Raw genomic sequence first — 24,087 nt, forward strand, 5'->3', positions numbered from 1 at the left:
GGTCTGGGTGCTACTTTTTTATTACAGTAATTGTAAGAATCGCTTATTCCAAATTTTTTCGTAAAAGGCGATGGTGTCCGCCGCGGAAAGAAAAGAATGATCATAAGTAGTCGAAAAATTTTTCTTCATCGTTAATGAATAGCCTAAGCCGTGAGCGAATTTGATGGTGGTGTCGATGCAATATTCGGTTTGAGCCCCGCAGACTTCTAAGGAGTGGCAATCTTTTTCAGTTAGCGTTGTTTGCAATTTCGTATGGTAAAAGGCATTGGCGTGGTTTTTTGAATAATTGGATCGGTGATTGCAATCGCTAGCTCAGTCAAGAGTTCCCAAGCTTTGGTGTGAGGAATCAGTTCTTCGTCACAATGCTGGATAAAGACCACCGTTTTATTGGCCTGACGATAGTCGATGATACGCTGGTTGATGTTTGAGATCAATTCATCTAGGTGATAGATTGGCTGTTCCTTGAAGCATACCCCTTTTTGCAGATCAATGACTAATAGGGCATCAGAAAGTTTAGGCATGCGAACGTCCTCCGATCGTTTTTCTAACTGTAACACTTTTTTGTCAGCGAAGGCAAAGCCAAAGGTTGAAAATTTCTTACTATCATCACTTCTGATTTAAAATTCCGGTAAAAAACAGTATAATAAAGCGTGATGGAAATCTCAAAAAAAGGAATGAGCCCATGGATACACAGTTGATCAATGAATTGAAAGAAAATTATAGCATCGTCTTTCACGATGTGAACTTATTAGAGCAGGCGTTTACCCACTCTTCATACGTGAATGAACACCGTAACATGAACATTTCAGATAATGAACGGTTAGAATTTTTAGGGGACGCTGTCTTAGAAATTCAAGTATCGGACTATTTGTATCACCATTATCCCAACTTGCCAGAAGGTCGGTTGACTCGCTTGCGTTCGGCGATCGTGCGGGAAGAAAGCTTATCAAAATTTGCGAAGGAATGTCATTTTGATCAGTACATCCTATTAGGCAAGGGTGAGGAAAATTCTGGCGGCCGAAGTCGTGCAGCGCTTTTATGTGATTTATTCGAATCTTTCTTAGGCGCTTTGTATTTAGATCAAGGCTATGAGGTAGCGTTGAACTTTATTAAAACGGTCGTCTTTCCGAAAATCGAAGCAGGTGTCTTTACGCGCGAGATGGATCATAAGACCCGCCTGCAAGAAGTCTTGCAAAAAAGTGGCGACGTGACCATCGAATATCGGTTAGCTGATGAAGAAGGCCCCGCTCACGAACGGATTTTTTCAATCGATGTCTATGCAGACGATCGCTTGATTGGCTCAGGGCAAGGGAAATCAAAAAAATTGGCGGAGCAAGATGCGGCTGAAAAAGCTTTGATTAAGCTGGCTAAAAAGTAGTGGGAATTTCCTAAGGGAATTTTAGGAGGAACATTTTGTATTTAAAACGAATTGAGATTGCGGGCTTCAAATCCTTTGCGGATCGTACGAAGATCGAATTTGAGCAAGGTGTGACTGCGGTGATCGGTCCAAACGGCAGCGGAAAAAGCAATATCACCGAAGCAATCCGCTGGGTCCTAGGAGAGCAGTCTGCCAAAAGTTTGCGAGGCGGCAAGATGCCGGATATTATTTTTGCCGGTTCAGAGTCTCGCAAGCAGCTGAATATCGCGGAAGTGACGGTGGTCTTAGACAATACAGACCATTATTTGCCGCTGGAATTTAGCGAAGTCAGTGTGACTCGTCGCTATCGCCGAACGGGCGAGAGCGATTTTTTCATTAATAAAAAAGCTTGCCGTTTAAAAGATATCCAGGATTTATTTATGGATTCAGGTTTAGGGAAGGAATCCTTTTCGATTATTTCCCAAGGAAAGGTCGAAGCGATCTTTGCTAGTAAGCCGGAAGACCGCCGGGGGATTTTTGAAGAAGCGGCTGGTGTACTGAAATATAAGCAGCGAAAACGTAAAGCGGAACAAAAGCTGTTTGAGACGGAGGACAATTTAAGCCGCGTCCAAGATATTATTTACGAATTAGAAGATCAGCTGACTCCTTTGGCTGCTCAAAGCGAAGCGGCGAAGGAGTTTTTGGCGCTAAAAAAAGAATTGACGATAACCGATGTCAGTTTAACGGTCACTAAGATCAAACAAACTCGGGCGTCTTGGGAAGCAGCTAAAGTCGATTATGAAGATTTATCGCAGACCGTAGCGGATAAAGGTCATTTTATTCAAGCAACGGAAGGACAATTAGGCGAACTGCGGGAAAAACGCGGCATCCTTGATGAACAAATTGAAAATGGACAACAGCAGTTGCTGCATTTATCAGAAGCTTTAAAACAAGCGGAGGGCCAAAAGGAATTACTTAGTGAACGTTCTAAGAATACCCAAAAAACCAGTGCCGAATACCAAGGGACGTTGACGGAGCAACGACACAAAAAAGTCAGCTGCGAACAAGAGCTACAAGCCGTCAAAGCACAGTTGGCCAGCAAGCAAGCTGAAAAACTCGAGTTGGATGAAAAAATCCAACGATTAACTGAAGAAAGTGTCAAATACCAAAAATCGCCGAAAGAATTGTTGGAGGATTTGCGGGGAAATTACGTTGAATTGATGCAGGAATCGGCCAATGTCAGCAATGAGCTGAAGTATTTGGAACGACAATATAATCAAGAAACAGCCAAGAATCAGCAAAGTGTCACTCGTTTTGAAGCATTGCGGGAACAACTGCAAACATTGACAGCAGAACAAGCTGACGCGCAGCAAGCTGTTATCGAGCTGGAATCTCGCTTACAAACAGAGCAAGGGGCCTATCGTCAATTAGTCGAAGAAAAAAATGCGACGCAACAGCAACTGCAAAAAGAACAGCAGCTGATGTACGATTTAATGAGTCAAGTCCAACAAGCACGGGCACGACAAAAAAGCCTGCAAGAGATCCAAGAAAATTACAGCGGCTTTTATCAAGGTGTCCGCAGCGTGTTACAACATAAAGAACAACTAAGCGGAATCGTCGGTGCCGTTACTGAATTGATCCAAGTACCCGAGGAATACACCTTAGCGATCGAGACAGCCTTAGGGGCAGCGGCGCAGCATATCATTGTCGAAAATGAAAAGGATGCTCGTCAAGGAATTACCTTCTTAAAGCAGCAACGTAGTGGTCGAGGGACCTTTTTACCGTTAACGACGATTAAACCGCGGAGTTTGGCCCTTCATCATTTGCACGCGATCCAAGAGACGGAGGGCTTTTTAGGGGTAGCTAGTGAACTGGTTGCTTTTCCGGAAAGCGTTGCTCCCGTGATGCAGAATTTACTAGGCGGGATCGTGATCGCTCGTGATTTGAACAGCGCCAACCAATTGGCTCGCCAAGTCCGTTATCAAGTGCGGGTCGTGTCTCTAGACGGGGATGTGATGAACGCCGGTGGTTCCATGACCGGCGGTGCTACGAAGCAAGGCAATCGCGGAAATTTATTTAATCAAAGTCATGAATTGGCGGAGTGGACCAAGCGCTCCGCGGAGATTGATCAGGCACTGCAGGCCAAAGAACAATTTGTTCGTCAGCTGCAGACCAAAGTGACCAAACAAAATGAAGAGCTAGAAACAATTCGGACACAAGGGGAGCAGACCCGCTTAGCGTATCAAGAAGCGCAAAGCGGTGAAAAACGAGTAGAGTCGGAACTAGCGCGACTGGAGAAGGAACAAGCGCTGTTTTCTTATGAAGCCAAAGAACTGGAAAGCTTTTTGACGGATTATCAAAAACAAAAAGCTGACTTAGAAATGCAGCAAACGGCATTGCAACAGCAGCAGGCAGACGTCAACCTGGAAATTCAACAGTTAAATCAAGAAAGTGATCAGCTGGAAGAAAAACGCCAGCAAATCGTCCTTGAGCTGAGTCGCTTACAAGCGGACTATGCCGTGTTGGAAGAACGTTTGATGTATTTAGAGCGTCAAACTTTGAATCTTGAAAGTCAGCTGCAGGAGCTGGATAGTCAGATCCATAGTTTGGAGAATCAATTATTGGCCCTATCTAGCGATTCTTCGGATCATGAAGAGACGGAAGAAAGCTTGAATCAACGTTTAGTTGAACTAAGCGCTGCTCGTCAGCAGTTACAAGAAGAATTAGTTGACTGGAAGCAAGCGCGTCAAATCTTACAACAAAAAGTGGACCAAGCCGACGGTGCGTTAACTGCAGCCAATCGGGAACAGAAAAATTTGTTGGCACTTCAATCACAAGCCGACGTCCAGAAAAACCGCTATGAGTTGAAACTGGACAATGCGCTGGCTTACTTGCAAGAGGAATACAGCTTGACCTTTGAAGGAGCTGAAGCCCAAGCCGATGAGGAAATTGATCAACAAGCTGCTCAGCAAGAAGTGGCTCGCTTAAAACAAGCGATTGAAAAATTAGGGCCGGTGAACTTGAATGCCATCGAGCAATACAAGCAAGTCGAAGAACGCTACGATTTTCTAACGACGCAGCGAGATGATTTGCTATCAGCGAAGGAACAATTATTTGAAACGATGGATGAAATGGATGACGAGGTCAAAAGTCGTTTTTATGAGACGTTCCAAGCGATTCGTGAGAAATTCAAAGTTGTCTTCCCGAATATGTTTGGCGGCGGCCGTGCGGAGTTAGTTTTGACGAATCCTGAAGATTTGTTAAATACCGGGATTGAGATCGAAGCCCAACCGCCGGGTAAAAAGCTGCAAAGCTTGTCATTACTTTCTGGAGGTGAACGAGCCTTAACGGCGATTGCGTTACTATTTTCAATCATCCAAGTCCGTCCCGTTCCTTTCTGTGTGTTGGATGAAGTGGAGGCAGCGTTGGATGAAGCCAATGTGGCCCGCTTTGGTCGCTATTTAAGTGCCTTTCAAGATGACACACAATTTATCGTGGTGACCCATCGAAAAGGCACGATGGAAGCGGCGGATGTATTGTACGGCGTCACGATGCAAGAATCGGGCGTTTCGAAAATTATTTCGGTACGGCTGGAAGAAGTCAAAGACGATGGAAAATTTCCAGTTAAGGAAGGAGAACTTCGATCATGATAAAATTAATTGCCATTGATTTAGATGGCACCCTATTGACGGATGCAAAAACAATATCCGATACGAATAAAGCTGTCCTGGCTCAAGCGAAGGCACAAGGAGTCAAGATCGTGATCTGTACGGGCCGTCCGCTAATCGCTATCAAAGATTATTTAGCAGAATTGAATCTGCTGGATGCGGATGACTATTCCATCACCTTCAATGGTGGCTTGATTCAAACCAATACGGGTGAAATTTTAGGCAAGACCGCGATGGATTTGGCTGATGTCAAACACATCTATCAATTATTTGTGGAACTGAATTTACCGACAGATGTGTTGTCGGATGCCTTGAGCTTCCAACTAGCTTCCTCAACTGATCATCCCTCGCTTTATCCAACGATGAATAAAGCACTGACCTATGTTACAAAAACAGTCGAAGTCTTAGAGGAAAATGCATTATATAATAAAGTTGTTGCGGCGACAGAGGTGGACTATTTAGATCAGCAGATCGCTTTGATTCCGGCAGAGGAATACGAACGGTTTGAAATCTTTAAAACGCGCCCTAATTTATTAGAATTTATGCCTAAGGGTGTGACGAAAGCATTTGGTCTTTCTGTTTTAGGTGAACGTTTAGGAATCGCGGCCAATGAAATGATGGCCTTAGGCGACGAAGCCAATGATCTTTCAATGATCACCTATGCAGGTGTTGGTGTGGCGATGGAAAATGCGACCGACGGAGTCAAATCAGCCGCTAACTTTGTGACTGGTACGAACCAAGCCGATGGTGTTGCACAAGCAATCCAAAAATTTGTATTTGATGAAGGAGGGTTTTAGATGGGATTATTCGACCGTATAAAGAAAGCTTTTACCGGAGAAACGACAGAAGAACCTGAAAAGAAAACGGATGAGCTAGACGATCAAGCCAGCCCTACTTCTGATGAGGTGCCAGACTCTAGTTCGATTGAAACAACTGAAGAAAAGCCGGCTGTCAAAGAGGAAATTTCAGAAGAAAGTGCGGAAGCCATCGAAGAAGCACTGGAAGAAGCCAGCGAAACGATTGATGTACCGGCACAAGAAATGCCAGCACCGGAAGTAACGGAGCCAGAGGAATCAGAATCATTGGAATCACCCGTTACTGAGGAAGCGACGAAGGAAGTCGCCGAAGTACCGACGGAAAGGCCTGAAGCAGAACCAGAGCAGACTGAAGTGGAAGTACCAGCAGAAACGATCATTCCTGCTGAAACAGTCGAACCCACCGAATCAGTCGAGTCAGTTGAAGCAGAGTCGATTGAAGCGGAATTGACTGAAGCAGAACCAGTTCAAGCAGAACCTATTCAAGAGGAAACCGTCCAAGCGAAATATGACAAAGGTTTGGAAAAAACCCGTAAGTCTTTTGGCGAGCGAATGAATGAATTGTTTGCCCGTTTCCGTCGAGTAGACGAAGACTTTTTTGAAGAGCTGGAAGAGACCTTGATTGGCGCCGATGTCGGTTTTGATACAGCGATCCAATTGACAGATTCTCTACGACAAGAAGTGAAATTGAAGAATGCGAAAAAACCCGCGCAGATTCAAAATGTCATTATTGAAAAATTAGTGGGCATTTATGAAGCTGAAGGTGTCAATGAAAACAATCAAATTAATCTGCAATCTGATGGTTTAAGTGTGATTTTATTTGTCGGCGTCAATGGTACTGGTAAAACTACTAGTATCGGAAAATTGGCGAATCAATATAAAAACGAAGGCAAGAAAGTCTTATTGGCAGCAGCCGATACTTTCCGAGCAGGGGCAATCGACCAGTTAGTCGTTTGGGGCCAACGTTCAGGAGTGGAAGTCGTTCGTGGCAATGCTGGCGGTGATCCCGCGGCAGTTGTGTTTGATGCAGTGGATAAAGCGAAAAATGAAAACTACGATATCTTATTGATTGATACTGCAGGTCGTTTGCAAAACAAAGTCAATTTGATGAACGAGTTGGAAAAAATCAAACGGGTCATTCAGCGGGAATTTCCTACGGCTCCTCATGAAGTCTTATTGGTAGTGGATGCCACTACCGGTCAAAACGCCTTGGTCCAAGCTCGTCAGTTTAAAGAAACAACAGACGTAACCGGCTTAGTGCTGACTAAGTTGGACGGCACAGCCAAAGGTGGGATCGTCTTAGCAATCCGCAATGAATTGCACTTGCCAGTGAAATTAGTCGGTCTAGGCGAAGGAATCAATGATCTAGAAGCCTTTAATCCCAATGATTTCGCAGAAGGTCTATTCAAAGGCTTATTGAAAGCAGAATAAAAAAACTGTTGAGCATTCTACCGCCTCCAAAGGTTCGAATCTTTGGAAAAGGCGCTACGAAGGCTCAACAGTTTTTATTTATTTTTTCTTGAAGCCGGGAGGGACATGTAAACTGACAGCAGTGTGGCGATCGTTGACGTTTATTTTACGATGGACGTCCTCACAGTGAAATTGTTGGTGACGGTGAGGCTGCAGCATGATAAATTCTTTTGGTGAGCTTTCCGTTGCGGGAACAGCTTCCACAACTTTTTCAATTTTTTTCATTCTTATGACCTCCTCTTCCATTAAATAATAAGAAAGCGCCTATTTTCTAGATAATTTAATTAATCTTTTTATTATCTTTATTTAATCATATTTTCATAAATAAAGCGAATTTTTTTTCTAAGCATTTCCGTTCTGTTTCCGTATTTTTTTCTATATAATGTAGCGTGGGAGGGCTTTAGACAAATGAATATAAAAAAAATGATGGCACAAGAGAAGGTACAACCTTTCTTGCTGCAAGCACGTTATGGGATTGAAAAAGAAAGTCAGCGAGTTACTTTGGCTGGCGATTTAGTACATACCGACCACCCGCAAAATGTTGGGGATCGCAGTTTTCATCCTTATATCCAAACAGATTTTGCGGAGACTCAGTTAGAATTGATCACTCCAGTGACGGAATCCGTTGATGAAGTGTTGGCTTATTTAGAAGCTGTTCATGATGTGGCCCAGCGCAGTATGAATGAGGATGAAATGATGTGGCCATTCTCGATGCCGCCAGCTTTACCCGAAAAAGAAGAAGATATTCAAATCGCTAAGCTCGAACGTCATGCGGATGTATTGTATCGTCGTTACTTAGCTCGTGAATACGGCAAGCGGAAGCAAATGGTCAGCGGGATTCATTTCAATTTTGAGTACGGCTTGGATTTAGTCCATCAATTATTTTTGGCTCAAGCAGAAGAAACATCGTTAGAAACATTCAAAACTCGTTTATATATGAAGATCGCACGGAATTTTTTACGTTATCGTTGGCTGCTGACGTATTTATTTGGGGCTAGCCCATTAAGTGAGGAGCGTTACTTTGATGAGGAAGATCGTCCTAAAGAACCGGTCCGCAGTATTCGTACAAGTCACTACGGCTATGTCAATAAGCCGGATGTGCAGGTTTCTTATGAATCCTTGACGCGCTATAGTGAGGATCTAGCAGAAAATGTCGCCCAAGGACGTTTGTCGGAGGAAAAAGAATTTTACGCGCCGATTCGAATGCGTGGCGGGAAAAAAGTCGCCGATCTATTCCATACCGGTATTCGTTATGTCGAACTGCGAAACATCGACTTGAATCCTTTTGATCGTGTGGGAATCGATGCCGACGAGATCGAATTCATTCATTTATTCATGCTGTACTTACTTTGGACAGAAGAAAAATTATCTGCCGATGAGTGGGTAGCAGAAGGCAATCGAATTAGCGATGCTGTTTCCTTAGAACATCCAGCAGAACCGACTGCTTATCTGGCAGAAGGCCAAAAGATTTTTGCTGAAATGCTAGAAATGATCGATGAGTTGGATCTAGCCGGAAAAGAGTTAGTGAAATCGTATCAGGCTTGGTTAGAACATCCGGAAGAAACGTTGGCTGCTAAGATTTTAGCGTTGGATGAAGCAGAGGGACAAGCAGTAGTGGCGACGAAATTGGGTCGTAAATTTTATGATCAAGCTCACGCTCATCCGTATCAACTAGCCGGTTTCCAAGAAATGGAACTGTCTACTCAAAACTTATTGTTCGACGCGATTCAAAAAGGGATCGAGACGGAGGTATTGGATCGTCAAGATCAATTCGTCAAGTTGCAACATGGTGCCCACCAAGAATTAGTCAAAAACGGCAACATGACCAGTAAAGATACCTACATCGCGCCATTGTTAATGGCGAATAAAACAGTTACTAAGACGGTCCTTGCCCGAGCTGGCTTCCGTGTACCTGAAGGGGAGACCTTTGGCTCAATCGAGACGGCCAAAAAGGCCTATCCACGCTTTGCTCAGAAGGCTTTCGTGATCAAACCAAAATCAACTAATTTCGGCTTAGGGATCACGATTTTTAAAGGCACAACCTCAATCAATGATTTTAATGCGGGTTTGACACTGGCTTTTGGCGAGGACAGCGAAGTGATCATTGAAGAATTTATGCCGGGAACGGAATATCGCTTCTTTGTGATTGATCAAAAGGTCCAAGCCGTTTTACTGCGGATTCCCGCTAATGTCATTGGGGATGGCCAACGGACGATCGAATCCTTAGTTGCTGAAAAAAATGCCGATCCGTTGCGAGGAAATAATCATCGCTCGCCATTGGAAAAAATCCAATTAGGTGAGATCGAGAAATTGATGCTGAAAGGCCAAGGCTTGCAAATCGATAGTGTCCCTGAAAAAGGCCAGCAAGTTTTCTTGCGAGAAAATTCCAATGTATCGACAGGAGGCGACTCGATCGACGTGACTGACGAGACCCACGAAAGCTATAAGCAATTAGCGATCGACGCGGTAGCCGCTCTAGGGGCCGCAATCAGTGGGATCGATTTGATTATTCCAGACATCCATAAACCTTATGAAACGAAAGCAGATTATGGCATTATTGAAGCCAACTTTAATCCGATGATGCATATGCATATTTACCCTTATGCCGGCAAGAGTCGACGGCTAACCTTGGATGTACTGCGCTTTTTATATCCGGAGATGACCATCTAAGCATGAAAAAGGACCTATGACGAATTGCGTCACAGGTCCTTTTTTTATAAAACGATTTGTCACCACCGTACTTTACTTAGCGTAATACCGTTGAATAAATAGTTCCATCTCTGTTAAGGAAGGGCTGAATAAAACTAATTGCCGGTCAGCTTCAGAAAGAAATTTTTGAGTGACCATCTGATCGAAAAAAGCTCGCAATAGCTGATAATAATCGTGCGCATCATAGAAGATACAGGGGCGATTATTTTGGCCAACACGGGCCCAGGAGTAGGCTTCAATGATTTCTTCTAATGTGCCTATCCCACCTGGCAAAGCGATACACACATCAGCGTTTTCCATGATTGCTTTTTTTCGTTCATCTAAATCATTTACCGAGATCAACCTAGTCAAGTCGGTGTGGACACGTTCTGGTTGGGCTAAAAACTCCGGCATGACACCGGTAACTTTTCCACCGGAGGCTAATACTTGATCCGCCACGACACCCATCAACCCAAGTTTTCCACCGCCATAAATTAATTCATGGTCTTGTTCAACGATCCATCGACCTAGTTTCTCGGCGGCTTCTTGATAGGCGGGATCGAGTCCTAAGTGTGCACCGCAATAAACCGCGATTCGCATAGGCTTGCCTCCTGATTCGTTTATTTTTATGAAGCCACGGGTTAAAAATCTCTCACTTGTTCGATCGTCTGTTTGGTTTCTTCGACTACGAGACCCGTTTTGTCTTCCCACCAAGCTTTCATTTCTGCTTCGTACGTTTCTGGGAAGGCATTTACTTTTTCTAAAAGCGGTTCGTCTTGCCAGCGGGCGTAAGGAAAATTCATCGCTAAATTGAATTTTAATTCAGTTAATAAACTATAATATTGGAACATCATATAGTACATTTCTTCGTCGTCATTGCTGGCCAAAACTAAAGGTGCTCGATCCAGCATGAAGCCTAAACTGCGCATCATAAAAAGAAAGGCTGGCAGCTGTTCCGTTTCGATATCCTCGACTTCCTTTAAAATATCAATGTGTAAATCAAGCGCTTGCAATAAATCGGTTTGAAGATTTTGATAAGTGACCATGTGCATGACCTCCCGCTCTTTTTCTTTCATTATATCACGTGTAGCTTTTGATTCGCATTATTACAACGAGTTGCGTAAAATAGACAAGAAGGAGACGGTCAGATGGGGAAATTAGCAGTAATCACGGATTTACATGCCGATATCAATCACTTAGGAACTGCGGAATTTGCGCAGCTGTTCGATTTATTGCGGGAGCAAGCGGTGACCCGTCTACATTTTGCGGGAGATAGCGCCAATAAAATCCAACAGACGCTAGCAGTCAATCACTATTTTAGAGAGCAAGGTCTACCAACCACCTTTAATCTTGGTAACCATGAAATGGGGAATATCAAAGGGGAAGCCATGATCGAGCATTTTCCGGATAGCCATTTTTTGAATCTCCGGTATCTGCCTTTAAACGAGCAGACCGTTTTACTAGGCTTTAATGGCTGGTATGATTACGGTTTTTCTGAATTGAAGGACCCGCAAAAAATTCGTTCCATGAAAAATATCTATTGGTTTGATCGGATTATTGAACGGTTTGCCGATGATCAAACGGTGGATCAGTTTGTGTTAGGAGAATTAAAAATGATCTTAGACGACTTGGCGCGGAAAAAATATCAAGTCATCTTAGTGACCCATTTTGTTCCTAAAGCGGAGTTTATTGTCCAACTAAGTGGAAAATATCAAATATGGAATAAGCTGAATGCCTTTCTCGGTTCACAGGCATTAGGCGAATTATTAGATCAATATAGTAATGTAAAACAGGTCGTCTTTGGTCATACTCATCGCCGTTTTGGTGATCTAGAAATCAATGGAACACGCTATAGCTGCCGACCGTTAGGCTATTATTATGAATGGCAGATCACCCGGAATTTTGTGTTAGATAATCAATTAGCGGAAGTCTTCATACCCATGAAGATGCGCAACTTATTAAATAAGCATCAGGCGGAATTCGCGCAATACAAAGCAGAACATTTGATAGAGGAATTTCAACAAGCCATCACGTTGATCCCTTATTAGCGGAAGGAATTTTTATGGAAGCAATTAAGCAGTTTTTTCGTCAATTTACTCGCACCACCCCTTTTGTTTTAGCCAACATTATGATTGTGGTGCCTTATTTATTATTTATCCATTTGCTGGATTTTAGCAGCAGTATCTCGGCCTTACCCTTTGTTTTATTTTATACTTTTCGCATGACCGGAATTTTTTTGATTCGCGGACTCCATCGTGCGATTGATCAATACACGTTGCTGATGGTGGCGCTGCTGTTAGGCGGTGTCGGCTCTTTCTTGACTTTAGCCGGGGCAGTCCACACAAATTTCTATTTGTTAGGTAGTACCTTTTTAGGGCTCAGTGCTTCTTGGCTGACTCCAGCCAATACAAGTGTCACTTATTTAGAAAGAGAAAAAGGCTATCAAACGATGACGACATCGCTGTATTTGATTGCGCTGATTGTTTTATTGCCGCTTTTTTTAGCGTTGACTTTAGCAGTACCAGTGCAAACGATTCTTGTGCCGATCATTTTAGGCTTTTATTATATTTGTGCGTATCACACGGTCAAGCATTATCCTCACTATGAATTGGATTTTAAAGAGCTGACGAAGAATGTTTTTTCAGTACCGGAGTTGATGTGGTTTTTATTATTTTTTGTGGCGCTCTTTTTATTACGCAGCGGCCGTGCATTCGTGGATGAAACATTATTAAGTACCGGGATTTTCTTGTTCGCGGGGATTTTTATTTTGGCATTGCTGGTGATCCATCGTCAGAAGGATCATTGGAAAGTGCCGCTGTGGCAAAATGCACTGACTTTTTTAAACGGTATGTTTGGTAATTTCATCTTTTTATTTGGGACTTTTTATGTGGCCGTCTTTAAAGGGATTTCCGCTCAAGCTACTCTATTATTTTTACCCTATTTATTAGGTGTCATTGCCTCACTTCTATTTGCGGGAAGGTTACGAAAACGATTTAGCAATCCATTAGTTGTTCAATTAGTTGGCTTGGCAGCTGGGCTCGTGCTATTAAGCTTGCCACAGCTATTTCCCATCGCGATTTTTGTTCTAACTTTTTTCCAAAATGGGACTAGTAGCTGGTTAAGCCGGTTGTATTATCAAACGACTGAGATCGAGAAAAAGCAACGGATTACCGCAAAGTTTTCGACGTCAAATAAAGGCAGTATCACCCATCAATTTTTATTGATGATTTTTATGCTGATCGCCTTACAGCTGCAGGAACTGCCGGCAAAGGATTTATTATTGCTGAATACATTACATAATTCAGCCGTTTTTGCTATGATGAATGAAGTAAAATTCACCTCGATCGTCCTATTATTGCTGGGACTTTTAGTGGTGGGAAGGATGGGGAAAAATGCGTTTGGTGATTGATGGCGATGGTTCGCCAGTAAAAGATACGACGATCGAGATCGCGCAGAAATATTCCTTGCCAGTAGTGATTGTTACCAGTATCGATCACTACTCAAAAAAAGAATATCCGGCGTTTGTCGAATTTGTGTATGTCGATCGCGGTGCAGATTCCGCCGACTTTAAAATTGTTTCATTGATTCAGCCGCAAGATTTTTTGATCACGCAGGATTATGGCTTGGCTTCATTAGTTTTACCCAAGGCACAGCATGTGCTGCATCAAACGGGTATGGAATATACGCAGATGAATATCGATAGCTTGTTGACCCAACGATTTATCGGTAGTAAAATGCGGCAAGCAAAGCAGCGAACGAAAGGCCCAAAACCCTATACGAATGAGGATCGTCAGCATTTTATTATCACGCTCGAAGGCTTGATCCAGCAGTCACAACTGTCATCAAAATGATAAGCTTCGTAATACTTGTAAAATTTCTTTTTGGGGATTATGATTTTTGTGCTAAAATATGAGGGATCAGAAAGTAATGGAGGATACTCAGTTGAAAATTATTTTACTTTATGGTGGAAAAAGTCCGGAACACGATGTAGCGATTTTATCGGCTTTTTCAGTTATTTCTGCGGTTTATTTTGATTATTATCAAGTGCAACTTGTTTACATTGATAAAACCGGTCAATGGGTCAAAGGCCCCTTGTTAACGGAAGCACCAGAAACAGATGAAGTGTTGCGCCTGACTTGGGATACGACTGGAAACGTTGTTGAAGGGTTTAGCGGCAAAGTCATTGCTGCAGGAGATATTAAAGAAGATAATGCGATCGTTTTTCCGGTTTTACATGGACCAAACGGCGAAGATGGAACGATTCAAGGCTTTTTAGAAACTTTAGACATGCCTTATATCGGTGCTGGTGTAATGACGAGTGCTTGTGCGATGGACAAGATCATGACGAAATATATCTTGCAAGCCGCTGGCATCCCGCAAGTTCCTTTTGTGCCTGTCCTGAAGAACCAATGGAAAGAAAATCCAAAACAAATTTTTGATAAATGTGAAGGCACGTTGTTGTATCCAATGTTCATCAAACCAGCGAACATGGGATCAAGTGTCGGCATCAGGCGTGCTGAAAACCGTGAAGAATTGCAAAATGCCTTACAAGAAGCCTATCGGTATGATTCCCGTGCCTTAGTTGAACAGGGCATCGACGCTCGTGAGATCGAGGTCGCTGTACTGGGGAATGACGATGTACGGACAACCTTGCCAGGTGAAGTCGTGAAAGAAGTCGCGTTTTATGATTACAACGCGAAATATATCGACAATACGATCCAAATGGCAATTCCAGCTGACGTACCAGAAGACGTGATGCAAAAAGCCCGAGATTACGCAAAATTAGCCTACACTATGTTAGGTGGCACTGGCCTTAGCCGTTGTGATTTCTTCTTGACCAACAAGAATGAACTGTTCTTGAATGAATTAAACACGATGCCAGGCTTTACAGAATTTAGTATGTATCCTTTATTATGGGAAAATATGGGCTTGAAATACGGTGACTTGATTGAAGAGTTGATTCAATTAGGGTTGAAACGCTACGAACAGCAAGCTGCTTTTGAATAATAAATAATTAAGCACCAATGATGTTAGATCAGAACTTGGGACCTGATTCTCTAAGAATTAGTCTCAAGTTCCTTTTAACTATGTCCGGCTTTCCAACAGAGCTTTTGAGAGTAAGCAAAAATAATTGCAAAATAAAGCAGGTTGGCAAAGTCTTTCTTAATAGTTTGAAACAAAAATTGGGGAGGAACACCATGAATTTTACAACGACAATCATCAAGAAAGCCGTTCAAGGTGAAGTATTGACGGAAAATGAGGTGACCGTTACTGGTGTCGAATTCGATTCACGAAAAATTTCCGCTGGCGATTTATTTGTTCCGTTGAAAGGAACAAACGATGGTCACGAATTTGTGTCAAAAGCGATTGAAAATGGCGCAACTGCTACTTTATGGAGCAATGATCTAGCGACAGCACCGGAAGACATCGCAGTGATTTTAGTGAAAGACACACTGCAGGCATTCCAAGCTTTAGCCAGCTATTATTTACTGGAAGAAAATCCAGATGTGATTGCTATCACCGGTTCAAACGGGAAAACCACCACCAAAGACATGACCGAATCCGTTCTTAGCCAAAAGTTTCGGACGTATAAAACGCAAGGCAATTATAATAACGATATTGGCTTGCCCTATACTATTTTACATATGCCGGAAGGGACAGAAAAACTGATCCTTGAGATGGGCATGGACCAGGCAGGTGAAATCAGTGTTTTATCTGAGTTGGCAGAACCAGATGTAGCGGCGATCACGATTATTGGAGAAGCCCACATTGAAAATCTAGGTTCAAGAGAAAAAATTGCGGATGCGAAAATGGAAATTACCACCGGCTTAGCTCCGGATGGACTTTTGGTTATTCCGGCGGATGAACCTTTGCTGACGAAACGTGTACATTCTCTTTCGCAAACCATTGAAACATTTGGCATTCAGTCCGGCGAATTATCAGCGTCGATTTTAAACGAGACGAAAGGCGCGACCGTCTTTTCTGTCGATGACAACGGCTATCAAATTCCGCTGCCCGGCAGCTATAATGTGCAAAACGCCCTGATTGCGATGGCAATCGGCCGTTGGTTTGGACTAGGAACGGATGAAATTTTCCAAGGACTGGCGTATGTCCAAGTGACACAAAATCGGACGCAATGGTTGAAAGCCGGAAACGGTGCGGATATCTTAAGTGATGTGTATAACGCGAATCCTACAGCGATGGGTCTTGTGTTAGATACCTTTGCAAAATTACCGACGGAAGGTCGCCGCTTGGCGGTTTTAGCGGATATGCTTGAATTAGGCGAAGAGTCGTATGCGCTCCACGCGAGTATGGTAGATCATATCAACGACCAAGACTTTCAAGAAATCTATTTATACGGGGAAGAGATCAAAGGTCTGAAAGTCGCTTTGGCCGATCGCTATCCAACATTAGCAGTTCATCACTTTAACAAAGAAGCGAAACAGCAAATGATCGCTACTATCAAGGCGAGTTTAAAAGCAGAGGACAGTATTGTTCTGAAGGGTAGTAATGGGATGGGTTTGATCGAAGTCGTGGAAGCTTTACAAGAATAGTGAAAACTTGCAGAAAACGCAAGAATATGTTAGAATGAGCCATTGCCGAGAAATGAAGTAATGATTGAATGAGTCATCCAATAAATTAAAGATTCGCCAGTAGCAGATAAAACTGGCTTACCAGTTATTTTGAGAAGGGTTGGAACATTTTTCAGATGAAGGATGTTTCAGCCACTTTTTGTGAGAGATGATCCTTCCGCGTGACTTCGCGGAGCGGTTTTTCGGTAGTATCGTCAGGAACGTCAGCTTGTCTTTACAGCTGCAGACTACGAATGGATACCAAAACATACGCTCTAAATGATAAGGTCAACAGACATTAGGAGGATATCATTTGAAATTCAAAGAACTAAAATTAGCACCAGAACTATTAGTAGCGATCGAGCGGTCAGGTTTTGAAGAAGCGACACCGATCCAAGAGCAAACTATTCCTTTGGCATTAGCCGGAAAAGACGTGATTGGACAAGCACAAACGGGAACAGGGAAAACAGCCGCTTTTGGTTTGCCGATGTTAGATAAGATCGACACAACTAAAAATGTTTTACAAGGTCTTGTCATCTCACCAACTCGTGAACTTGCTATCCAAACGCAAGAAGAATTATTCCGTTTAGGCCGCGACAAAAAAATTCGTGTCCAAGCCGTTTATGGTGGCGCAGATATCGGCCGTCAAATTCGCGGATTGAAAGATCGTCCACATATCGTCGTAGGTACACCAGGACGGATGTTGGATCATATCAACCGCCACACCTTGAAATTAGAAACCGTTGAAACATTAGTCTTAGATGAAGCAGACGAAATGTTGAACATGGGCTTCTTAGAAGATATCGAAAAAATCATCAGCAAAGTCCCTGCTGAACGTCAAACATTATTGTTCTCAGCAACAATGCCTGACGCAATCAAAAAAATCGGCGTGAAATTCATGAAAGAACCTGAACACGTGAAAATCAAAGCGAAAGAAATGACAGCTGATTTGATCGATCAATATTATGTTCGGGCAAAAGATTACGAAAAATTCGACGTAATGACGCGCTTGTTTGATGTTCAAACACCAGACTTGGCGATCGTTTTCGGCCGTACAAAACGCCGTGTTGATGAATTAGCTCGTGGCTTAGAAGCGCGTGGCTATAAAGCTGAAGGTATCCATGGGGATCTTTCACAACAAAAACGGATGAGCGTATTGCGTTCATTCAAAAAAGGCGATCTTGATATTTTAGTAGCGACTGACGTGGCTGCACGTGGACTAGATATCTCAGGCGTGACACACGTTTACAACTACGATATTCCACAAGATCCAGAAAGCTATGTTCACCGTATCGGTCGTACTGGTCGTGCTGGTAAAGGCGGTATGTCAGTAACTTTCGTGACACCAAACGAAATGGGCTACTTGCATGTCATTGAAAACTTAACGAAAAAACGCATGAACCCAATGCGTCCACCAACCGAAAAAGAAGCCTTCAAAGGTCAACTAGGTGCGGCGATGGAAGAAATCCAACGTCAAATCGGCGAAAATTCTGATACGTTGGAAAAATACAATGAATCCGCTCAAGAATTATTAGCAGCTTATTCTCCAGAAGCATTAGCAGCATTATTATTGAAGACGATCGCCAAAGATCCTTCAGATGCGGTTCCGGTAAAAATCACACCAGAACGCCCATTGCCTTCAAATAAAAAAGGCGGCTTCAATCGCGGCGGTGGCGGTAAACGCAATAATAATAACCGTGGCGGCGGACGTGGTAAAGACAACTACCGTAAAGATCGCGACCGTAATAGCTCTAGCCAAAAAAATAAAAACTACGGCGGCAACAAGTCACGTAGCAATAGTAACAACAAAAACACGAACCGCAGCAACGATAAAAAACGCGGCTTTGTGATTCGGACAAGTTCGAACGATTAATATTCTTTAATCATTACCATCAATCTTTTTGATTGATGGTTTTTTATTTGTTATAAAAGTTTTTGTAGAGATTCTTTGAAAAAAACCGTAGCATTTAAAACAGTCTTTGGTAAAATAAAGGTGTTACGTGAAAGGGTTGAGAGTATGATCAAAGGAATCGGGATTGATGCGACAGAGTTAGATCGAGTGGCAAAAATCATTGAACGACGTCCGCATTTTGTGGAACGGATACTAACTCCTGCTGAGCTGACCCTTTTTGCTAGTCATTCTTCGCATCGTCAGGTAGAATTTTTAGCAGGGCGTTATGCGTGCAAGGAAGCTTTTTCCAAAGCTTGGGGAACTGGGATTGGAAAAGTGAGTTTTCAAGAGTTAGAGATTTTACGAGATGATAACGGTGCACCCGCCTTTACAAAATCACCTCATCAAGGGAAGGTTTTTGTCAGCTTGACCCACACTGAGGAACTAGCGATCGCGCAAGTATTGCTAGAAGAATAGAAAGAGGGAAATTCAGTTTATGGTTGTAACGTATCATCGGCCTACCAGAGCTATTATACATAGAAGTGCAATGAGAGAAAATATTGAGAATGAGATCGCACGCCTGCCAAAAGGAAATGAGCTTTTTGCCGTTGTCAAAGCGGATGGTTATGGGCATGGGGCGATCGCTACGGCACAAACCGCCTTGGCTGCCGGAGCGACAGGTTTTTGTGTCGCAACATTGGATGAAGCAATCGAGCTGCGAGAAGCAGGAATCACCGAACCAATCTTAGTTTTAAGTGTAGTTTTTCCTAGTTATTTATCATTGGTCGTGGATTATGATCTATCTATTACAGTGGCGACGTATGAATGGCTGGAAGAAGCGCAAGAAGTATTAAAGGATTTATCAGAAACAACTGCACCAATCAAAATTCATATCAAAGCGGATACTGGTATGGGCCGGTTGGGTTTTCTGACGCCGCAGGAAGTTAAAGCAGCCGCTGCTTTTATTGAAGCTTCGCCTAATATGATTTGGGAAGGACTCTTTACGCATTTCGCTACGGCGGATGAAAAGGATGAAAGCTATTGGCATAAACAGGCGGCACGATTTAAAGCTGTTACTGATGCATTGGATCATTTGCCGCGTTATGTTCATTCGAGTAATAGTGCAACGGCACTATGGCATGATCAAGAGATGCCTGGCAATATGATTCGTTATGGCGTCGCGATGTATGGGCTGAATCCATCTGGACATGAATTAGTTGAGCCTTACGCTTTGAATCCAGCGATGGAACTCGTTTCAGAGCTGATTCAAGTCAAACAATTAACGGCTGGCGAAGGCGTTGGCTACGGCAAAACCTATGATACTCCGGAAGCTGAATGGATCGGGACCGTTCCTATCGGTTATGCGGACGGCTGGTTGCGAAAGATGCAAGGTTTTTCATTGTTAGTTGAAGGCGAGTTTTGTGAGATCATTGGTCGCGTTTGTATGGATCAGTTAATGATTCGTTTGCCGCGAGCGTATCCAGTAGGGACGAAGGTGACCTTGATCGGTAAGAATCATGGACAAGAAATTCCGATGCAAGCAGTAGCGGATCATTTAGGAACCATTCACTATGAAGTTTGCTGCATGCTGTCAGAACGGGTACCAAGGATTTATCAAGATTAGAATAAATAAGGGTAAAGCAATTATTTTAGGTTTTGGGAGGTAAAATATGGTTAAACGTGGTGATATCTATTTCGCAGATTTATCGCCAGTTATTGGTTCTGAACAAGGAGGCATTCGTCCAGTGCTCGTGATCCAAAATAATCTAGGCAATCATTTCAGTCCAACGATTATTATTGCAGCGATCACAGCCAAAATGGCGAAGCCTAAATTACCTACACATATCGGAATCAAATCGAATGGCACTGGAATTGAACGAGATTCAGTGATTTTATTGGAACAAATACGAACGATTGATAAATCAAGATTGAAAGAGAAAGTTTGCCATTTGGATCATTGCTCAATGGCGGAAGTCGATAGGGCACTACGGATCAGCGTTGGGATTGAAACAATGTCAGCCGTTACTCCGAATTTTACATAAGATCAATCGTAAGCAACTTATGCTATGAATGTTTTACCGGGATCGTTCAGGTAAGATGTTCATGGCATCTTTTATTTGTTAAAAAATTTGTGCCCAAATTAAAATCTTGGCATGGATTTTCGATACTTAAAAAGCCCTGTAATTCTATAAAAATAAGCATTCAACGATTCGTTGTGTTTTTATTTTTATTAAGCAACGAATTATCTACTAAAGGTTTATAGTCCGACACAAGGTTGTCGTTGTATACTTTATTTAGAAAGACCGAGAGGCAGGAGAGTGAAATGGTTGAGATTGGAGAACAGCTGAAATATTTTCGCACTCAGAAAAAAATGAGTCAAAAACAAGTCGCTAAGCTTTTACACGTTACACCGCAAACAATCTCCAAATGGGAATTAAACAAAAGCGCGCCGGATTTTGATCAACTGATTGCCTTGAGCAACTTGTACCGCAAAAGTATTGATACATTATTAGGTCAGAAGAAACTCAGTATTTGGGATTATTTAGCCGATGCTCAGAATTTTAGAAATCAGTTTGGTATTCCTAATATGAATGGAGGGGTCAGGAGTGGAAAGGATTCGAGTGATTAATAAGTTATTATTGATCACCTATAATTTAGGTGGCATATGTTTACTGGTAATCGGTCATCTCAGAGGAATTGGAGCTTCACCAGGCTATGTACCTACAGGACTGAAGATAGTGACTGGGATCATTTTTTTGACCATGCTTTTGGGACACCTCATCCGTTATATGATGGAGAAAAAAATAAATAAAACAGGCTGACAAAAATTTTGATTGTCAGCCTGTTTTTATATGTAAAGTCCATTAAGCTTGTGCGAAAACAATGAGATTATGGGTCTCACTGAGACAAGTTTGCAATGTGATGCGTTCACCACCGCTGGTAGAGGTGATTTGATCCCAGTAGTCTTGTCCTGAGTGAATATCTCTGCCGCTGTCATCGACTTGGATGATCCCTTGTACTATGTAGGTCGTTACAATATTGCCGCTGTCTGTGACGATGATAGAGTCACCGCCGCTAAGCGTTAATAAAGGAGCGAAGATTCCGGGATTATGTCCAATAAAATGCGTATTTTGATTATCATTGCCGGATTGTACAGGATTTCCGCCCCAAGTAGCGATCACGGCGCCGCTATCGATAAGTCCTTGTCCGCTTCCTTGTCCTGCATTTTGATAGGGCAGCGAGTGACCGTGGAAGGAAAGTTGATTCGGCTGAATTTTTTGCGTCGGGGCAGTTGTTTCAGTTGTCTCTGGTTCATTATGTATGACTTTATGATTGGGTGTTTCGTTATGTAGGGCTTCATTATGTTTACGTTCATTTGGAACTGTTTCAACCGCCGCTTGTTCATCTTGAGTCTGTAATTCCGAAGGCTTTTCTGTTGCTGGCTCTTCTTGTTGAACGGGCGGTGACTGTGTGGGTTTCTTAGAAGCCTCGGCAGTTTCGGGTGTGGCTTCTTCCGTGTTCGGCACTGGCTCTTTTTGGGTGGAAGATGTTTTATCTTTTTCCTGTTTGACGGTTATGAAGACGGTTCGTTCATCGTAGTCTTTGCCATTTTTCGCAGATAAAACAAGGGCGTATCTGCCGGGTTTACTAGTATTGATCTTGGTGTAGTTTAATTTGAGCGGTTGGGATTTTTCGTCTACGGCTTTATAGTATTGTTGGGGGTGGAAAGAGCTACAAGGACCAATAGTGAGCGTGTCAGCACCATAAATTTTAACGAACTGCTCATCTTGGTCTTTTTTGCTAAGGACGTGTGCGTCGGAAATGGAGGAGAAAAGTGTCGGGACAATTGCTAACAGGAGGCATACAATAACAACCAAAATAATTGGTTGCTTTTTTTTCGATACCTTCAAAAAAACACCCCTTCTTTCAATTTGTCTAGATAATAAAGCATAGATGAATATTCGAAAAGAAAAATAACAAAATTATTATTTGTATTCGTTATTTGCAAATTTAGATTAGATAAATGTCAGGGTTTTTCCGTTTTTAAAAGGTTATTTTATGATATAATGACAAAAGATTGTTATAATCCAATGAAATAAAAAAAGTTAGTTGGTTTGAAGTATTGTGACGATTGTTTTAGGAGGGCTGTTTGTGCGAAGATTACTTAAAAATACCACACAACGACGGTTAGCGATCATTGGCATTTTGCGGGATTTATTAGATTGGCAAAACCCGGAATTGGTTGCTGATTTGTTAGATTGTTCAATGAAAACGATTTTATACGATGTCGATGCAATCAATAATGATTGGGGTGAACACGTCGGCATTGAGTATTCGCGTACGAAAGGAATCCGTTTAAACGATGCGTTGCATAATAAGACGCGGCAATTGGCGCGAAACTTGATGGAAGAATCAGAGGCGTTCCTTTTTCTGGAACAGATTTTTTTTAATCCAAATGAAGATGCAGAATATTGGATCAGTAAGTTATACATCAGCGAGGCGACTTTTTACCGGATGGTACGGCAAATTGACCAAGTTTTAGGTGAACGTGGACTAGTCTTGGAACGCAGGCCATTTCGGTTAGTGGCGAAGAATGAGCGCTGGGTCCGGGTTTTTTATGTTCAGTTATTCTTAGAAAAATATGGGTTGAATGAGTGGCCCTTCGATTTGGAAAGATGTAAAACGATTGAATTTATTCGGACGGCTAATGACTCTTTTGCCATCGCCTATAATGATCGGGAGATCCTAGAAAGCAGCTATTTATTAGCAGTGATCATTTTAAGGAGTTCCCAAGGCTTTGTTTTGACAGAAGAAGAAAAGATGGATATGGATCAAGTCCTGATCGAAAATATTTTGGAGCTGCGTGATGCGGCAGATCAAACAATCAAAGACTCCCCGTATAAGGTGACGGAACACTGGTATTATGAGGTGGCTAATAGTTTGTTTTGTGCCTGTTTCATTAGTCGCTATGATGGAAATTGCCAAGAGATCTTAGTCGAGCTGGAACATTTTGTAGATGAACTGATAGCAGTCTATGAACTGTCTTTGTCCGCAGAAAATCGCAAGGACCTCTTACAAAAATTATTGCAGATTCATGCGGCTTATCAAGTCTTTCCGTTACCACGAGCGATTTTATTTGATTCTGCGGCCTATTTTGCCCGAAACGCCAAAATTCAGTATCCTCACTTTACGAAATATATTCAGCAGTTGCTTTTACAGATGGAGCGGACAGGTGGTGATCCTTGGTTCAGCCAATTCTATTTTTCGGTATTAACGGTTTTATTTAAGGAATGGAATGGACTGGCCCACTCCTTAGACGCGCAGTCTTCTAAAGTTAAGGTATTGGTGTTAAGCGACTCTGGTGAAAATCATGCTAAGATGCTGATGGAATTGATTCAAAATCGTTTTTATTATCGAGTGGTAGCGACGGCTTATCCAGGTTCTGCTCTCGATTTCCAACAGGATGAGAGTTTCAAGGATTATGATCTAGTGGTAGCAAATTATCAAATAAAAAATTATTCCTATAGCAATCTAAAAATAGTCGATGACTTTTTGACAGAGAGTGATTTTTCATATATTAGTTCGATCGTTAAAAGTATTCGTTAATGACAAAATAGAAAAAGGC

The 24,087-nt window shown here is 42.5% G+C and carries 20 protein-coding genes and 1 pseudogene; 16 read left to right on the plus strand and 5 right to left on the minus strand.

Going from position 1 to position 24,087, the window contains the following annotated elements; translation table 11 throughout:
* Window positions 1-21 precede the first annotated feature (21 nt).
* Window positions 22-521 (minus strand): annotated as a pseudogene (locus IGI54_RS00895) (isochorismatase family protein).
* Between the two features lie 161 nt (window positions 522-682).
* Between IGI54_RS00895 and rnc the strand changes: the two are divergent.
* Genes rnc through ftsY form a run of 4 tightly spaced genes read left to right on the plus strand, consistent with a single transcriptional unit; the run spans window position 683 to window position 7,271 of the window.
* Window positions 683-1,378, plus strand: coding sequence for a ribonuclease III (gene rnc, locus IGI54_RS00900; protein ID WP_379946284.1), 696 nt, complete (start codon window positions 683-685; stop codon window positions 1,376-1,378).
* A 35-nt stretch (window positions 1,379-1,413) separates the two neighbouring features.
* Entirely contained in the window at window positions 1,414-5,007 is a 3,594-nt protein-coding gene (gene smc, locus IGI54_RS00905) for a chromosome segregation protein SMC (protein WP_430620869.1), read from the plus strand.
* The gene (locus IGI54_RS00910; protein WP_430620870.1) at window positions 5,004-5,822 is read left to right on the plus strand and encodes a Cof-type HAD-IIB family hydrolase; all 819 of its coding nucleotides are present in this window, start codon (window positions 5,004-5,006) and stop codon (window positions 5,820-5,822) included. The genes smc and IGI54_RS00910 overlap by 4 nt, the downstream gene beginning before the upstream one ends.
* Window positions 5,823-7,271 carry a signal recognition particle-docking protein FtsY gene (gene ftsY, locus IGI54_RS00915; protein WP_430620871.1) on the plus strand — a complete coding sequence of 483 codons (1,449 nt, stop codon included), beginning with the start codon at window positions 5,823-5,825 and terminating at the stop codon, window positions 7,269-7,271.
* Window positions 7,272-7,349: 78 nt separating this feature from the next.
* Here the strand turns inward: ftsY and IGI54_RS00920 are convergent, their stop codons facing one another.
* Window positions 7,350-7,535 (minus strand): hypothetical protein, encoded by a 186-nt coding sequence (locus IGI54_RS00920; protein WP_071861697.1) that lies wholly within the window; start codon window positions 7,533-7,535, stop codon window positions 7,350-7,352.
* 183 nt (window positions 7,536-7,718) lie between these two features.
* Between IGI54_RS00920 and gshAB the strand changes: the two genes are divergently transcribed.
* Window positions 7,719-9,980 carry a bifunctional glutamate--cysteine ligase GshA/glutathione synthetase GshB gene (gene gshAB, locus IGI54_RS00925; protein ID WP_430620872.1) on the plus strand — a complete coding sequence of 754 codons (2,262 nt, stop codon included), beginning with the start codon at window positions 7,719-7,721 and terminating at the stop codon, window positions 9,978-9,980.
* A 72-nt stretch (window positions 9,981-10,052) separates the two neighbouring features.
* Here the strand turns inward: gshAB and IGI54_RS00930 are convergent, their stop codons facing one another.
* A complete protein-coding gene (locus IGI54_RS00930) occupies window positions 10,053-10,598 on the minus strand; it encodes a TIGR00730 family Rossman fold protein (protein ID WP_430620873.1) in 546 nt (181 codons plus the stop codon).
* A 41-nt stretch (window positions 10,599-10,639) separates the two neighbouring features.
* The gene (locus IGI54_RS00935) at window positions 10,640-11,044 is read right to left on the minus strand and encodes a hypothetical protein (protein WP_084133243.1); all 405 of its coding nucleotides are present in this window, start codon (window positions 11,042-11,044) and stop codon (window positions 10,640-10,642) included.
* 102 nt (window positions 11,045-11,146) lie between these two features.
* Here IGI54_RS00935 and IGI54_RS00940 point away from each other — a divergent pair, with 102 nt between their 5' ends.
* The 10 genes from IGI54_RS00940 (at window position 11,147) to IGI54_RS00985 (ending at window position 21,090) form a co-directional block, all read left to right on the plus strand.
* A complete protein-coding gene (locus IGI54_RS00940; protein WP_430620874.1) occupies window positions 11,147-12,046 on the plus strand; it encodes a metallophosphoesterase in 900 nt (299 codons plus the stop codon).
* A 14-nt stretch (window positions 12,047-12,060) separates the two neighbouring features.
* Window positions 12,061-13,407 (plus strand): hypothetical protein, encoded by a 1,347-nt coding sequence (locus IGI54_RS00945; protein WP_430620875.1) that lies wholly within the window; start codon window positions 12,061-12,063, stop codon window positions 13,405-13,407.
* Window positions 13,391-13,849, plus strand: a complete 459-nt coding sequence (locus IGI54_RS00950; protein ID WP_430620876.1) for a YaiI/YqxD family protein — start codon at window positions 13,391-13,393, stop codon at window positions 13,847-13,849. The genes IGI54_RS00945 and IGI54_RS00950 overlap by 17 nt, the downstream gene beginning before the upstream one ends.
* Before the next feature lie 91 nt (window positions 13,850-13,940).
* Window positions 13,941-15,005 carry a D-alanine--D-alanine ligase gene (locus tag IGI54_RS00955; protein WP_430620877.1) on the plus strand — a complete coding sequence of 355 codons (1,065 nt, stop codon included), beginning with the start codon at window positions 13,941-13,943 and terminating at the stop codon, window positions 15,003-15,005.
* 191 nt (window positions 15,006-15,196) lie between these two features.
* On the plus strand, window positions 15,197-16,552 hold the full coding sequence (locus tag IGI54_RS00960) for a UDP-N-acetylmuramoyl-tripeptide--D-alanyl-D-alanine ligase (protein WP_430620878.1): 1,356 nt from the start codon (window positions 15,197-15,199) through the stop codon (window positions 16,550-16,552).
* Window positions 16,553-16,883: 331 nt separating this feature from the next.
* Window positions 16,884-18,443, plus strand: a complete 1,560-nt coding sequence (cshA, locus tag IGI54_RS00965; protein WP_071861688.1) for a degradosome RNA helicase CshA — start codon at window positions 16,884-16,886, stop codon at window positions 18,441-18,443.
* Window positions 18,444-18,587: 144 nt separating this feature from the next.
* Window positions 18,588-18,938, plus strand: coding sequence for a holo-ACP synthase (gene acpS, locus IGI54_RS00970; protein ID WP_071861681.1), 351 nt, complete (start codon window positions 18,588-18,590; stop codon window positions 18,936-18,938).
* A gap of 19 nt (window positions 18,939-18,957) precedes the next feature.
* Window positions 18,958-20,085, plus strand: coding sequence for an alanine racemase (gene alr / locus IGI54_RS00975; protein ID WP_313630765.1), 1,128 nt, complete (start codon window positions 18,958-18,960; stop codon window positions 20,083-20,085).
* A 46-nt stretch (window positions 20,086-20,131) separates the two neighbouring features.
* On the plus strand, window positions 20,132-20,503 hold the full coding sequence (locus IGI54_RS00980; RefSeq protein ID WP_071861679.1) for a type II toxin-antitoxin system PemK/MazF family toxin: 372 nt from the start codon (window positions 20,132-20,134) through the stop codon (window positions 20,501-20,503).
* Between the two features lie 281 nt (window positions 20,504-20,784).
* Window positions 20,785-21,090, plus strand: coding sequence for a helix-turn-helix domain-containing protein (locus IGI54_RS00985; protein WP_430620879.1), 306 nt, complete (start codon window positions 20,785-20,787; stop codon window positions 21,088-21,090).
* A 235-nt stretch (window positions 21,091-21,325) separates the two neighbouring features.
* Here IGI54_RS00985 and IGI54_RS00990 read toward each other — a convergent pair whose 3' ends face one another.
* Window positions 21,326-21,988, minus strand: a complete 663-nt coding sequence (locus IGI54_RS00990) for a class F sortase (RefSeq protein ID WP_430620880.1) — start codon at window positions 21,986-21,988, stop codon at window positions 21,326-21,328.
* A gap of 625 nt (window positions 21,989-22,613) precedes the next feature.
* On the opposite strand from IGI54_RS00990, the gene IGI54_RS00995 reads away from it, so the two are divergent.
* Window positions 22,614-24,068 (plus strand): helix-turn-helix domain-containing protein, encoded by a 1,455-nt coding sequence (locus tag IGI54_RS00995; protein ID WP_430620881.1) that lies wholly within the window; start codon window positions 22,614-22,616, stop codon window positions 24,066-24,068.
* Window positions 24,069-24,087 lie beyond the last annotated feature (19 nt).

This window comes from Enterococcus sp. DIV0800, from assembly GCF_050559735.1.
GTDB lineage: Bacteria > Bacillota > Bacilli > Lactobacillales > Enterococcaceae > Enterococcus_A > Enterococcus_A devriesei.